The following is a 14,511-nucleotide window of genomic DNA, read 5'->3' as shown; positions in this document are numbered from 1 at the left end:
GGGCTCGAAACTTCAGAACTTGTCGACATATTCGGAAGCTCAGGCACCGGCCTCGGCGAGGAAAGTGAGGTGCTCGTCGGTCAGGACGACGTCGAGTGCGGGCAGGAACGACTCGAACTGCTCCCAGGTCCGCGTCCCGACGATCGGGATCGCGCGAGGCGCCCGCTGGTGCAGCAGCCACGCCAGGGCGACTTGGCTGCCGGTGACCCCCAGTTCACCGGCGACCTTGTCGACCGCCGCCAGCCGCGCCTCCGAATCCGCGCTCGCGTAAACCGGCGACATCCAGTGGCCCACGCGGCGGTCCGGCTCGTACATCCCTTGCAGGATCGGCGAATACGCCACCAGCGACAGATCTTCGTGCTCGGCGAGGTAGTCGAGCTGCTCGTAGTCGACGATGCCCGCGCGGTCGATGCTCGGCACCGGACGCAGGTAGGTGTGCTGCTGCTGGACGGCGACCGGCGCCGCCCAGCCATGCTCCGCGGCGAGCTGCCGGATCCGCTCCAGCCGCCAAGTCCGCACGTTGCTCCAGCCGAGGTACCGGACCTTGCCAGCACGGACGATCCCGTCGAGCGCTTCGAGCGTCTCCTCCAACGGCGTCGCCCGGTCGTCGATGTGGACGTAGTACAGATCCAGGTGGTCGGTGCCCAGCCTTCGCAGGCTCAGGTCGATCGCGCCGCGCACGACGTCCGCGCCCGCGCCTTCGTAGTACTTCGGGACCAGCGAATGGTCCGGCTCGTTCCCCAGCCACACCGCCGACACGTCGGTCATCCCGGCGCTGAATTTCGTCGCCAGGAAGACGTCGTCCCGGTTGCCGCGTTTGGCCAGCCAGCGGCCGAGCAGCTCTTCGCTCTCGCCGCCCGCAGAACCCTTGTGCCACCAGGCGTAGCAGTTCGCGGTGTCGAGGGAGTCGCCTCCGGCTTCGACGAACGCGTCGAGCATCCGGTACGAGGTCTCTTCGTCGGTCTTCGTGCCCATCACCATGCAGCCCAGTGCCACCTGACTGACGGTGGTCCCGGTGCGTCCCAGTTCAACTCTCTTCATCACGACGACAACGTTAAGCCCGGATCGGCTCGGTGCTACGGTCCTTTTCCGTGCCGGAATCACAGACCAATCTCGCCTGGGACGTGCTACTCGACCTGGCCGTCCAGGGCACCGGCCCGCAGCACGAACAGCTCGCGCGGGCCCTGCGCTCGGCGATCCGCGACGAAGTCCTCCCGGTCGGCACCGCGCTGCCGCCTAGCCGCAAGCTCGCCGCGGACCTGTCGTGCTCCCGCTGGCTGGTGACGCAGGCGTACGCGCAGCTCGTCGCCGAGGGCTACCTGGCCGCGCAGACCGGCTCGGCCACGCGCGTGGCCTGGTCGCCGGATCGCGACGGACGTCGACCGACCGCGTCGCGCCCGCCCACTCCCGCCGCGCGCTACGACCTCACCCCCGGCCTCCCCGACCTGCGGGCGTTCCCCCGCCGCCGCTGGGCCGAGGCGCTGCGCGACACGCTCGCCACCATGCCGCACACCGAATTCGGCGTCCCGGCGCGCGGTGGCCATCCACGGCTGCGCGCGGTGCTGGCCGAGTACCTCCGGCGCTGCCGCGGCGCGCTGGCGTCGGCCGACGACATCACCATCTGCTCCGGCGTCACCGAAGGCATGACCCAGGTCAGCCGCGCGCTCAAGGCCGCGGGCATCACCACCATCGCCGCGGAAGACCCGAGCTGGGGCCGGACCCGGCACGCCGCGGCGTCGGCCGGGCTAGCCGTACAGCCCATCCCTGTCGACGAAGACGGCCTGCGCGTCGACCAGCTCAGCGGGTTCCGCGCGGTCATCGTGACGCCGGCCCACCAGTTCCCCACCGGCACCGTGCTCGCCCCGGCCCGCCGCGCCGCGCTCGTCGAATGGGCCCGGGACGTCGACGGCCTGATCCTGGAAGACGACTACGACGCCGAATTCCGTTACGACCGGCGCCCGGTCGGCACCCTGCAAGGCATGGACCGCGCGCACACCGCGCTGTTCGGTTCGGTGAGCAAGACGCTGAGCCCCGCGCTCGGCATCGGCTGGTACCTCCTCCCGCCCGTTTGGACAGACCTCGTCCGCGCCGGGAGCGCCCCGCCGGTCGCCGACCAGCTCGCGCTCGCGTCGTACATCGAGAGTGGCGGCTACGACCGCCAGCTGCGCGCGGTCCGGCTGCGCTACCGAGCCCGGCGCGACGCGCTCGTCGCCGCGCTCGCCGAACACCTCCCGGACGCCCGGATCTCCGGCGTCGCAGCGGGTTTGCATCTCCTGCTGCATCTCGACGGCGTCACCGAAAACCTCGTCCGAAGAGCCGCTGACGCCGGGCTCCGGCTGACCGACCTGGCCGTCTACGAGGTGTCGCCGTCCGAGGGCAGCACGCTGGTCATCGGCTACGGAAACCTGGCCGACAACGCCGTGGTCCCCGCGGTCACCCTGCTCGCCGCGCTGCTGCGCCGATAGCAGTACGTTGACGGCATGACCGAACCCTTGCGCTGGGGAGTGATCGGCTCCGGCTTCATCGCGGAGACCTTCGCCCGGGACCTCGAACTCACCGATTCCGGCACCATCGTGGCGATCGGCTCGCGCTCGCGGGAGAGCGCCGACAAGTTCGCCGACCGGTTCGACATCCCGAACCGCCACGGCAGCTACGACGCGCTGGTGGCCGATCCGGAGGTCGACGTCGTCTACGTCGCCACGCCGCATCCGATGCACCACGCCAACACCCTGCTCGCGTTCGAAGCCGGCAAGCCGGTACTGGTCGAGAAGGCGTTCACGATGAACGCCGGCGAGGCCCGCGACCTCGTCACCAAAGCGCGCGCCGCGGGGCTGTTCCTGATGGAAGCGATGTGGACGCGGTTCCTGCCGCATATCGCGCAGATCCGTCGCCTGATCGCGGAGGGTGTTCTCGGCGACATCGTCAGCGTCAGCGCCGACCACGGCCAGTGGTTCGCCAAGGACCCGGAGTTCCGGCTGTTCGCCCCGGACCTCGGCGGCGGCGCGCTGCTCGACCTCGGCGTCTATCCGGTGTCGTTCGCCTCGATGATCCTCGGCACGCCGGACCGTGTGCTGACGCTGTCGGACGCGGCGTTCACCGGTGTCGACGGCCAGACGTCGATGCTGTTCGGCTACGCGGGCGGCGCACAGGCCATCCTGAGCTGCACTTCTTCGGCGGCGAGCCCGGTACGCGCGGCCATCGTCGGCACCGACGCCCGCATCGAGATCGACGGCGACTTCTACGCGCCGACGTCGTTCACGCTCATCCCGCGCGACGGGGAACCGACGCGCTACGCCGAGCCGCGCGTTGGGCACGGCATCCGGCACGAGGCCGACGAAGTGGCGCGCTGCCTGCGGGAAGGCCTGCTCGAAAGCCCGCTGATGCCGCTCGACGAGACCATTTCCATCATGGAGACCATGGACAAGGTGCTCGAGCAGGCCGGTCAGCAAGTCCGTCAATAGGTTAGCCTTACCTGCATGAAGCTGCAGTCGATCGCCGAGCCCGTGACGAGCACCGAGACCCGGCTGCACGCCGAAGAACTCACGCTCGCTTACGACGGCCGGACGGTCGCCGAGGATCTCGCGGTGTCCATTCCGGACCAGTCGTTCACGGTGATCGTCGGGCCGAACGCCTGTGGCAAGACCACGTTGCTGCGGGCGCTGGCGCGGATGCTCAAGCCGCGCCGGGGTTCGGTGTACCTGGACGGCCAGGTCATCACGAGCTACCCGGCCAAAGAGGTCGCACGGCGCCTCGGGCTGCTTCCGCAGAGCTCGATCGCGCCGGACGGCATCACGGTCGCCGACCTCGTCTCCCGCGGCCGGTACCCGCATCAGCGGCTGCTGCGGCAGTGGTCCAAAGAGGACGCCGCCGTGGTGTCGGAGTCCATGCGCGCCACCGGGATCTCGGATCTGGCCGAGCGGCTCGTCGACGAACTGTCCGGCGGGCAGCGTCAGCGCGTCTGGATGGCCATGGCGCTCGCGCAGGAAACCGATCTGCTGCTGCTCGACGAGCCGACGACCTATCTGGACATCGCGCATCAGATGGATATTCTGGACCTCTGCGCGCAACTGCACGCCGAGCAAGGCCGCACGCTGGTCGCCGTGCTGCACGATCTCAACCACTCCGCCCGGTACGCCACGCACATGATCGCCATGCGCGACGGCGAGATCATCGCGACGGGCCCGCCGGAGGAGGTCGTCACCGCGGAGAACGTCGAGGCGATCTTCGAGCTCCCGTGCCGCGTGATGCCCTGCCCGGAGACCGGAACCCCTTTGGTGATCCCGAAAGCGCGCCAGGCGGAGACCGAACAACGCAAACTGCGCGCCTGACCTGAGCGACGGTCGACGGCTGGGGCAAAATGGGGCGATGACCCCTCGGAACCGTGGCCGGAGGCGCGCCAAGCCGGTCGAAGACGACGTCATACCCGGACTTCTCAGCTTTCCGGGCGAACCGCCCAAGACGCGTGTCGTGGTCGGCGAGCAGGCACCGGAGTTCGAGGGCCTTCGCGAACTCGTCGACGCCTTGACGAGCGACGCCGCGGATTTGCGCTACACGGCCGATCCGCTGGACGCCGAGATGCTGGGCGCGACGCTGCTGTCGATCGGGGAGCCTGACCGAGAGCGCTTCGAGAATGACCTGGAGAACGTGGTCCTTTCGGAGATCGCCTCCCGTGGCACGACCGAAGCGCTGCTGATCCTCATGGGCACCGCGGCGATCACCGCGGGCGGGCTGGCCGATGCCTGTTATCTCGCCGCCGGCAAGCTCATCGAATCCGGCGTCCCCCTCCCCGCGTGGGCGGCCGAGCTGCGTGATCCGGTGACGGTCAGCGGATGCACCCGGCTGGCGGACGACCAGGGAATCATGTCGATGCTGGCCTGCACTTTCCATCGGGCCGAACGCTCGCACGCCCTGCTGGTGACCGTGGACCATCTCGACTGCGGTGCCGCCACCGGCCTGCAGTGGGCGGATGCGGCCGAGCTGCCAAGGGTGTTCAAGAAGGCACGAGCGGCGGCGAAATCCAGTGGTCTGCGCGTCACTCACGAGAAGCTGGAGACAGCCGAGTTCCGGTGGCAACTCGAGAACGCCTTGGCCATCCGGGCCACGCACGATGCCGGGGACTTCTCCCCGAACACCGAATTCCAGGCGATGGCCGTGCTGACCCGCGCTCGACTGCGTTTTCTTCCCCTGTCGGGAAAGCCGCCGGCACCGCACTCGGACCTGAACGACCTCACCTACGCCCTCCCGCTGCTGCCACAACGCGAACTCCCGGCCAAACGGAAGAAGGCCGACGGTCCCGCGCCGGTGTACCAGCTCAAGATCAGCCTGCGCGGGGCGAAGCCACCGATCTGGCGGCGGCTGGAGGTTCCGGCCGATATCGACTTGGCTCGGCTGCACCGGATCGTCCAGATCGCGTTCGCTTGGCAGGACAGTCACCTGCACGTTTTCGACACCGACTACGGCAAGTTCGGGATCGCCGACGCCGAACTCGGCCATCGCGCGGAGAAGCCGGTGACGCTGGAACAGGTCGCGCCCGGTGCCGGGGAGAAGTTCTTCTACACCTACGACTTCGGCGACGACTGGGAACACGACATCCTCGTGGAGAAAGTGCTCGACCGGGACAAAACCGCGACCTACCCGCGGTGCACCGGTGGCCGCCGGGCAGCTCCGCCGGACGATTGCGGCGGTGTGTGGGGCTATGCCGAACATCTCGCGGCCTTGGCCGATCCCCGTCACCCCGAACATCAGGAACGGCTCGACTGGATCGGCCTGGACGACCCCGCCGACTTCGATCCCGCGGCCTTCGACGCCAAAGAAGTGACGAAAGCACTCTCCCGGTTGGGCTCGTGAGTGGCGACAACTGTTCCACTGATGGGTAAGACGAATACGTGGATGGGAAACACACCCGCACAAACGGGAAACACAGGTACGCAGGCGGGGGACACGGCTGCGGGAACGGGGGACACGGTGGTGTGGTGGTGTTTCCCGTTCCGGTAGCCGTGTCCCCCGTTCCCGTACGCGTGGCGGCGATGTGTGCACGGGTCGTTGTCGGCTGGTGATGGGCTGACGCACTTTCTCGCGAAAGTGCGTCAGTCGGCGCTATCGCCGCCGTGTTTGCTTTTGTTGTTTCCCTTGCCCTTCTGATGAGTTCTGCTCTATCTTCCTTGGCATCGCATTCATCGGATCGCGAGCTCGGTTCTGAGAGGGGACGCCATGAGATCCAAGTATCCGCGGTCCGCCCATACCTCCCGCAACATCAAGGCACTTGCCTCTGTTTTCGCAGGTTGCAGCGTTGCGGCGCTGTGCTTCATGCCCGCCGCCCTCGCCACTGAGCACAACGCAGGCCAGGTTCAGCAGACGTCAGTCATCGGACCTATGTCGAGCCAAGCCTCGGTCGACAACACCGGACGTACGGTCGTGGAGGTCACGGACTTCGGTGCGGACCGCACCGGAAAGTCGGACTCGGCGGCCGGGATCGCAGCGGCCATAGCGCACGCGAAGCGCGTCAACCGACCCGCGACCCTTCACTTCGCCCCCGGCACGTACCAGATCTACCCGGAGCGCACCCCCAAGCGGGAGCTCTACGTCAGCAACACCCTTGGCGCAGACCAGGCGTGGAAGACGAAGAACATCGGCATTCTGGTCGAGGACATGCACGATGTCGTGGTCGACGGCGGCGGCGCGACCATCCTCAACCACGGGTTCCAGACCGTGTTCGCCGCGATCCGCTCCACCGACGTGCGGTTCACCAACTTCAAGCAGGACTGGGTCGCCCCGAAGACGGTCGACATCACGGTGGCCGAGACCGGTGTCAGGGACGGACGCGCCTATCGCGTCATCTCAGTGCCCCAGACCTACCACTACACCGTGGAGGGCACCTCGGTGCGCTGGTCCGGAGAGCGGAGCCCGGTGACCGGGCAGCCGTACTGGACGGGGACGAACTCCTTCAACTACGCGCAGGTTCACGACCCTTCGTCCAACAGGACCTGGCGTACCTCGAACCCGGTCTTCGAGAACGTCGCCAAGATCACCGACCTGGGCGACCGCCGACTGGAGATCGTCTACCGGAATGGCGTCCCGCCGACGGACGACGGCTACGTCTACGCGATGCGCGAGACCACACGGGACACCCCGGCCGCCCTTTTCTGGGAGTCGGCCAGGATCTCCGTCGACCATCTGCGGCTCGGCTATCTCCATGGTTTCGGCCTGGTCGGCCAGTTCAGCGAGGACATCACCATCGACTCGGTCGTGTTCAAGACCGATCGCGGGACCGGGCGTGTCACGTCCAGCTTCGCCGACCACATCCAGATGTCCGGCGTGAAAGGCACCGTTCGCATCACCAACTGCGTCTTCGACAACCCGCAAGACGACCCCATCAACGTCCACGGCACCTATCTCCAGGTGACCGGCGCGGACACGCAGCGCAAGCAGCTGCAACTGCAGTACATGCACAACGAGACGTCGGGATTTCCGCAGTTCTATCCCGGAAACGTGATCGAACTCGTCAGCAAGCGCACCATGCTGACGGTGCCCGGCACGACGGCCACTGTGGTGTCGGTGGACGGGCCCACCGGACAGAGTGTGCCGGCCGGCGCTGATCCGGCGACGTACCTGCGCACCATGACCGTGGTCGTCGACCGGCAGCTGCCCGATGCGGTTGTCGCCGCTCCGAGCGACTATGCCGCGGAGAACACCACTTACACGCCGTCCGTCGTGATCAAGGGCAACACCTTCGAAGCGGTCCCCACCCGAGGCATCCTCGTCACCACGCGCAAGCCCGTGCGGATCGAGGACAACCACTTCGACGGAATGACCATGTCCAGCATCTACATCTCCTCCGATGCCCGCTCCTGGTACGAGTCCGGCCCCGTCCAGGACGTCGTCATCCGCGGCAACGTCTTCGACCGTCCGTCCAGCCCGGTGATCTCCTTCGACCCCACCAACCAGGATGTCGTCGCCGGACAGCCGGTGCACCGCAACGTCCTCATCGAGGACAACGACTTCAACCTCACCTCCGGGACGGTGGTCTCGGGTCGCAGCGTGGGTGACCTGACCTTCCGCGACAACCGGGTTCAGCACTACTCAGACCTGCACTTGAGCGGGCCGGATCAACCGGTGTACGTCGGGGGCACCGCGAATCTCGCCACGGATGCGCCACCCGCGACCAGCACCGCGCCGCTGTTCACGTTCGACGGTGCCGACGACATCACCCTCGCCGACAACCGCTACGACAAGGGATTCAACCAGCGCGTCAACACGGCCAACATGCCCGCCTCGGAGGTCACCGTCACCCGTGACGATCTCGCCCTGAACGCAGACAACCTCACCAGCACACCCGTGACAGTCACCTACACCAGCTCGGCACCCTCCGTCGCCACCGTCGACAGCAACGGTGTGGTGACGGGGGTCGGCAAGGGGCGGGCCGTCATCACCGCCAGGGCCACGATCGGTGGCGAACAGGTCCGCTCCAACCCAGTGACGGTGTCGGTGGCAACCCCACCCACCCCGCCGAACGGTCAGGCGTGGGTGAGCGATCTGACGTTCACCTCCCAGAGCAATGGCTGGGGCCCCGTCGAACCCGACCGAAGCAACGGTGAGCAAGGCGCCGGAGACGGCGGCCCCCTCACGATCGGCACCACCGCATATGCCAAGGGGCTCGGCATGCACGCCACCTCCGACGTCGGGCTCCACCTCGGCAAGCAATGCTCCAGGCTCACCGCCGCCGTCGGCGTGGACGCGGAGGTCGGTGAGCGCGGCAGTGTCGTCTTCGAAGTCTGGGCGGACGGCCACCAGGTGTGGCAGAGCCCTCTGTTGACCGGCACCGATCCGGCGAGCCCCGTCGACGTCGACCTCACCGGGGCGACCAAGGTCCAGTTGCGAGTCACCGACGGTGGTGACGGCGGCAGTTACGACCACGCCGACTGGGCGGACGCACGGCTCACCTGCTGAGCCGGGCTCCACGACGTACTCATGACGAGGGTCGAGTACGTCGAGCAACCTGTATTTGGCGTCTGGCCGACGGAGACCTGGGTAAGTTGGCTTCGGAGGTGCCATGACACAGGAACTTTGGTCCCAGGTAGACGACTACCTCGGGGAAGTATTCGTCCCGGCCGACCCGGCGCTCGACGCCGCAGTGAAGGCTTCGCAGGCCGCGGGGCTGCCGGAAATCGCCGTCGCGCCGAACCAGGGCAAGCTGCTCAACCTGCTGGCCCGGCTCGCCGGCGCGCGCTCGATTCTCGAAATCGGCACCCTGGGCGGCTACAGCACGATCTGGCTCGCCCGCGCGCTGCCCGCCGACGGCCGCCTGATCACGCTGGAATTCGACCCGAAGCACGCCGAAGTCGCCCGGGGAAACATCGCGGCCGCCGGACTCGGCGACGTCGTCGAGGTGCGGGTCGGCGCCGCGCTGGACACGCTGCCGTCGGTCGAGGGGCCGTTCGAAATGGTGTTCATCGACGCGGACAAGGTCAACATCCCGCGTTACTTCGAGTGGGCGTTGCGGCTGACCAAGCCCGGCAGCCTGATCGTGATCGACAACGTGATCCGCGAGGGTGCCGTGGTCGACCCGTCGAGCACCGATCCCGCGGTGATCGGGGTGCGCGCGCTGAACGAGCTCATCGCCGCCGAGCCGCGCGTCGACGCGACCTCGCTGCAGACCGTCGGCGCGAAGGGCCACGACGGCCTCACCATCGCCCTAGTCGTCTAGCCTCACCGCAAAAGTGACATGAACGGACCTTTCATCTCGATTCTTGAGATGAAAGGTCCGTTCATGTCACGCCAGGAACTTCGCCACCGCCGCCACGAAATTCGCGGGGTCGTCCAGCCAGGGGTGATGGCTGACGCCGACCTGGACGAAGAGTTCGGCGTTCGGGAACAGCCCGGCGAACTCGGCGGCCGCGCCCGGGCTGGTGATCCAGTCGATTTCCCCGGCGGTCAGGAGTACCGGCGCGGTGAATGTGGCCAACGCGGCGCGGACGCGCGGCGGGTCGAAGGCGCCTTCGGAGTTGAAGATCGGGGCGCCGACATCGTTCCGCCGGCCGTCCTCGGCCGCCTGGTGCGCTTCGGCCGCGGCGTCCCAGCGGCCGTAAGCCATCGGTGCCACGGCGGCCCAGTCTTCGCCGGTACCCGTGCCGGCGGCGATCGACTCGTAGGCCGCGGACGCGGTCGCGAACCACGGTTCGTCCTTGCGCAGGTCCAAAATCTCTCGCCGGACCTCCCCCGGCACCTCCAAGCCGATGGACCTCGTGCTCGGCGTGACCAGCACGAGCTTGCCGACCCGCGCTGGATATCGGACCGCGTAGCCGATCGCGAGACTGGCTCCGGCCGAGTGTCCGAGCAGGTCGATCTGGTCCAGGCCCAGGTGCTCGCGCAGCGCCTCGACGTCGTCGACCTGCTGGTCGCAGCGGTAGGAGGCGGTGTCCTTCGGCTCGGCCGAGTCGCCGGTGCCGCGCAGATCCAGCAGGACCAGCTGCCGATGCGCGTCCAGGCCTCCCAGGTCACCGAGATACTCGCCGGCCATCATCGGGCCGCCGGGCAGGCAGATCACGGGAGCGCCGGATCCGAGCTCACGATAAGCGAGTTCAGTCCCGTCCGGTGCGGAAAAGGTAGGCATAGTCCGCGATCCTGTCACCGCCCCTCACCCACAACAACCGCTTTAAGACGTCGCCATCTGTCGACAGAACGCGGTCTCTCAGTTCCTAAGAGATCGCCATCTGTCGACAGCTGGCGGAAGGGTTAGCGGGGTGGGCTGAGCTGGGCCGGGCTGATCGCGACGGGCGGGGGTGGCGGGCGGATGGGGTCGGGGACGCCGGTGTGCGCGGCGGTCATGAAAGTGCGCCAGATGTCGGCGGGCACGGTTTTGCCGGACAGCTTTTCGTTGGCGGAGTCACGCATCCGCCGTTCCTCGTCGGCGCCGACCCAGACGGCCGTGGAGAGCTGCGGGGTGTAGCCGACGCTCCAGCCGTTGGCGTTGTCGCCGGTTTCGGTGAAGCGGAACGAACCTTCCATCAGTGACGCCGGGCGCCCGTCGGAGAGTTTCGTGATCAGGGCGTCGCTCACGGCCGCGGTGACGCTGCGATCAAAAGCTGGCACGCGCGACGGCGGATGTTCCCAGACGACATCGCCCTTTTCGGTCTGGATCTTCGAGACGAAGTACGGCGTGACGCGCTGGCCATCGCCCGCGAAAGTCGCGTAGGCACCGGCCATGTCCATGGGGCGCAAGGGATAGCGGCCGATGGCGATGCCCGCGCCGATCGTGATGCTGTCAGGCTCGCGCAGGGTCGCCTTGCCGTCGATCGCGGCCGGGATCCCGGCATCGCGGGCGGCCTCGCTGACCTTGTCCGGCCCAAGCTTCTTGGTCAGTTCAACGAAAGGCGAGTCCACCGGGCCACGAATCGCTTCGCGCAGCGGGCAACGTACTTCGCTGGCACAGTCGATCTGGTTCTTGAACGTCTCGCCGCCGTAGTCGACTTTGAACGGCGCCGGGTAAGCGTCGTCGAGGCTGACTCCCTGCCGCAGACCGGCCGCGAGCGTGAAGGGATGGAACGCCGAGCCGGTCGCGTACTGCGTCGCGGCATAGTCGTGGACGCTCCACCGGCCACCTTGGTAAGCGCGGACGGCACCGGTTTCCGGTTCGACAGCCACAAGCGCGGCGCGGAAGTGCTCAGGTTCGCGAGCCAGTCGCTCGGTCACGGCTTTCTCGGCGGCTTCCTGCGCGGGACGGTCGATGGTCGTCTGGACCCGCATCTCCCCTTGTCGCAACCGGCTCAGCGGAAAACCGAGCCGCTCCAACTCGCCCAGCACCTGCTGCTTGACGTGGAACTCGCCGTAAGTGACACGCCCGGCCCGGGTCTCCGAAGGCGCGAGGATCGACTGCCCTGGGTACGCGAGCGAGGCGACTTCGGACTGCGGGACGTAACCGCGCGAGATCAGCTTGTCGGCGACGTACTTCCAGCGCTTCGCCGCGTGCTCTGGGCTCGACGCGGCCGGATCGTGCACCGACGGCGACTGGATCATCCCGGCCAGGAAAGCCGCTTCGCTCCACGTGATGGAGTTGTCGAGCTTCTTGCCGAAGTACGCGTTCATCGCCGACGCCGGGCCGGAAGTGGTGCGGCCGAACGAGATGATGTTGACGTAGCTCTCGAAGATCTGCTCTTTGCTCTGCTGCTGGGTGATCTTCGTCGACAGCACGAGTTCCTTGAACTTCCGGAACACGCTGGCGTCGTCCTCGCCCGTGGAGTTCTTGATGTACTGCTGCGTGAGCCCGGACCCGCCGCCGACGCCGGTGATCGCCGCGCGGGCGATGCCCATCGGGTCGAAGCCCTCGTTATCCCAGAACGTCGGATCCTCGACGGCGATGATCGCGTCGCGAAGCTTCTGCGGGACGTCGGCGTAGCGCACGTACACGCGGTCGCCGTCGGTCGGAACGACCTTCATCATCTCGGAACCGTCGGAGTATTCGAAAACCACGGTCTTGTCGAGGTCCGCGAGTACGTCTTGCGGGCTGCGGACGTCGAGCGTGAAGTACGCGACGGCGAACGCGGTGAGCGGACCGACAATGGCCACCGTGACCAGGACGTACAACGTGCGTCTGGCCCGACGCCAGATCTTTTGCTTCCGGGTGTCCGTCGTGGCTTCCGCAGGTTTCTCCACGCTCCCCAGACGCGCGAGCGATCAGAAAGGTTGACCCGATCGGGGGAAAGTTGGAAAGTTTCTAGCTCAAAAAGGCGCGTAACAGCGACGCCGTGCCCTCGATATGCTCGGCCATCGCGCGCCGGGCCGCCGCGGGATCCCCGGCGAGAATGGCGTCGACGATCGCTTCGTGCTGGGCGTTCGAGTGCTCGAGGTTCGGCTCCAGCAACGGGATCTCGTCGAGCAACTGGTTGACGCGCATGCGGACGTCGGCCATCGCCGTGGTGAGCGAACCGGATGCGGTGACCTCGGCGATCGCCAGGTGCAGCCGGGAATCCTTGCGGCGGTAGTCGGTGAGATCGGTGGCCGAGGTTTCGGCGAGCGTGCTCGTCAGGTGCTGCCTGTCAGCAGGCGTCAAGGAGCGTGCGGCAGCCATCTCAGCCGCGCCGGTCTCCAGCACATAGCGCAGGCACAACGCGTCTTCGAGCGCCGCGGCGTCCATCCGGCGACCGTCGCCGGCATGCTCGGGCGGCGCGGGGAGGCTCTCGTTGACGAACGTGCCGCCGTACCGTCCGCGCCGCGACTCGACGTACCCCGCGTCGGCGAGCGCGCGGATCGCCTCGCGCAGTGTCACCCGGCTGATCCCCAGCCGCTCGGACAGCTCGCGTTCGGGCGGAAGCCGCTCACCTGCGCCGACGACACCCAGCCGGATCGACTGCAACAGCCGCTCGACGGTCTCCTCGAACGCGTTGCCCGAGCGCACCGGCCGGAACAGCGCGTCGCCGGCGCTGGCCACGGTCGAGGCATCGGGCTGGACGGTCACCCAGCGAGTGTAGGACTACGCGGACCGTGCGGGCTTGCACCGGTGCCTCCCTTGAGGTGAACCCGCGCGTGGCTTATGCCACTCGCCACTGTTGTCATCTTAGTGTCGGCGAATGACCGAAGAATCGACGGCCCGGCGCCGCGAACTGGGCAGCGAGCTGAGAAATATCCGCAAGCGACAGCGGATGAGCGGGCACGCACTGGGACGGCGGCTGGAATGGCCGCCCAGCAACATCTCGCGCTTGGAAACCGGCGTGCGGCCGCTGCCGGTGGTGGATGTGGCGACTTTCCTGGGGACGTGCGGTGCCAGTGCCGCAGATCGCAAACGCTTGCTCAAGCTCGCCGAAGCCGGCGACGACAGCTACTGGGTCCGCCCCTACTTCGACGCGCTGACCGATCCGCTGAAGTCCCTGATCATCCAGGAAAGCCTGGCCGAATCGATCCTCACGTTCGAGTCCACGTTCATCCCCGGCCTCCAGCAAACCGAGGCCTACATGCGCGCCGCCTTCGAACTCGATGGCCGCGACCACTCACAAACGCAGATCGATGTGCTGATCAAAGCCCGAATCGAACGCCAGAAGCTGCTCGATCGCCGAATTCCCCCACACTGCGCGTTTTTCATTCACGAGCGAGCCTTGCGGTCGCTGCTTGGCGGCAAACAGGTGATGCAAGAGCAACTTCTGCATCTGGTCCTGTCGAGCAATCTGCGGCACTGCTCGATCCGGGTCATCCCCGAATCAACAGTCACTCTGCCGCTGCTCAACAGCCCGTTCCGAATCATGGAATTCACCGACCATCCCGCTGTGGTCTATACCGATACCTACGCTGCCGGGCTCTTCATCGACGACAGAATGGCGGTGGAGGCCTACTACTCCCTCAGTGCACGCCTGCAACAAGGTGCCCTGAATGAGGCAGAATCGAGGCAATGGCTCGCCCAGCTGGCGAACGAGTACGACCGCATGGAGGAGTAACCGCGATGACGGCCTGGACCAAGAGCAGCTACAGCGGCACTGGCGATCACAGCGACTGCGTCGAGGTCCAGCTAACTCCCCAGGTCACCGC

Annotated in this window: 12 protein-coding genes; 8 read left to right on the top strand and 4 right to left on the bottom strand. The window is 67.2% G+C overall.

What is annotated here, in order from left to right; translation table 11 throughout:
• Positions 1-39: 39 nt before the first annotated feature.
• A complete protein-coding gene (locus VGP60_RS07990; RefSeq protein ID WP_327547274.1) occupies positions 40-1,041 on the bottom strand; it encodes an aldo/keto reductase in 1,002 nt (333 codons plus the stop codon).
• Positions 1,042-1,091: 50 nt separating this feature from the next.
• On the opposite strand from VGP60_RS07990, the gene VGP60_RS07985 reads away from it, so the two are divergent.
• From VGP60_RS07985 to VGP60_RS07960, 6 genes are all read left to right on the top strand, one after another.
• Complete coding sequence (locus VGP60_RS07985) at positions 1,092-2,465, top strand: PLP-dependent aminotransferase family protein (RefSeq protein WP_327547241.1); 1,374 nt, start codon at positions 1,092-1,094, stop codon at positions 2,463-2,465.
• A gap of 15 nt (positions 2,466-2,480) precedes the next feature.
• Entirely contained in the window at positions 2,481-3,461 is a 981-nt protein-coding gene (locus tag VGP60_RS07980; protein WP_327547240.1) for a Gfo/Idh/MocA family oxidoreductase, read from the top strand.
• A gap of 15 nt (positions 3,462-3,476) precedes the next feature.
• Entirely contained in the window at positions 3,477-4,328 is an 852-nt protein-coding gene (locus VGP60_RS07975) for an ABC transporter ATP-binding protein (protein WP_327547239.1), read from the top strand.
• Between the two features lie 37 nt (positions 4,329-4,365).
• Positions 4,366-5,847: a plasmid pRiA4b ORF-3 family protein gene (locus VGP60_RS07970; protein ID WP_327547238.1), complete on the top strand. Its 1,482-nt coding sequence runs from the start codon at positions 4,366-4,368 to the stop codon at positions 5,845-5,847.
• A gap of 525 nt (positions 5,848-6,372) precedes the next feature.
• Entirely contained in the window at positions 6,373-8,946 is a 2,574-nt protein-coding gene (locus VGP60_RS07965) for an NPCBM/NEW2 domain-containing protein (protein WP_327547237.1), read from the top strand.
• A 103-nt stretch (positions 8,947-9,049) separates the two neighbouring features.
• A complete protein-coding gene (locus VGP60_RS07960) occupies positions 9,050-9,703 on the top strand; it encodes an O-methyltransferase (RefSeq protein ID WP_327547236.1) in 654 nt (217 codons plus the stop codon).
• 66 nt (positions 9,704-9,769) lie between these two features.
• On the opposite strand, the gene VGP60_RS07955 is transcribed toward VGP60_RS07960, so the two are convergent.
• The 3 genes from VGP60_RS07955 to VGP60_RS07945 form a co-directional block, all read right to left on the bottom strand.
• On the bottom strand, positions 9,770-10,609 hold the full coding sequence (locus tag VGP60_RS07955; protein ID WP_327547235.1) for an alpha/beta hydrolase: 840 nt from the start codon (positions 10,607-10,609) through the stop codon (positions 9,770-9,772).
• A 122-nt stretch (positions 10,610-10,731) separates the two neighbouring features.
• The gene (locus VGP60_RS07950) at positions 10,732-12,648 is read right to left on the bottom strand and encodes a transglycosylase domain-containing protein (RefSeq protein ID WP_327547234.1); all 1,917 of its coding nucleotides are present in this window, start codon (positions 12,646-12,648) and stop codon (positions 10,732-10,734) included.
• Between the two features lie 61 nt (positions 12,649-12,709).
• Positions 12,710-13,423: a FadR/GntR family transcriptional regulator gene (locus tag VGP60_RS07945; RefSeq protein WP_327547273.1), complete on the bottom strand. Its 714-nt coding sequence runs from the start codon at positions 13,421-13,423 to the stop codon at positions 12,710-12,712.
• Between the two features lie 139 nt (positions 13,424-13,562).
• On the opposite strand from VGP60_RS07945, the gene VGP60_RS07940 reads away from it, so the two are divergent.
• On the top strand, positions 13,563-14,420 hold the full coding sequence (locus tag VGP60_RS07940; RefSeq protein WP_327547233.1) for a helix-turn-helix transcriptional regulator: 858 nt from the start codon (positions 13,563-13,565) through the stop codon (positions 14,418-14,420).
• Positions 14,375-14,511: DUF397 domain-containing protein (locus VGP60_RS41665; RefSeq protein WP_414640308.1), on the top strand; the 137-nt coding region annotated here is incomplete at its 3' end. The genes VGP60_RS07940 and VGP60_RS41665, both read left to right, overlap by 46 nt.

It is taken from the genome of Amycolatopsis sp. (genome assembly GCF_036008905.1).
Classification (GTDB): domain Bacteria; phylum Actinomycetota; class Actinomycetes; order Mycobacteriales; family Pseudonocardiaceae; genus Amycolatopsis.
The sequence above is the reverse complement of the archived record's forward strand: the minus strand, read 5'-3'. Positions and strand labels throughout refer to the sequence as shown.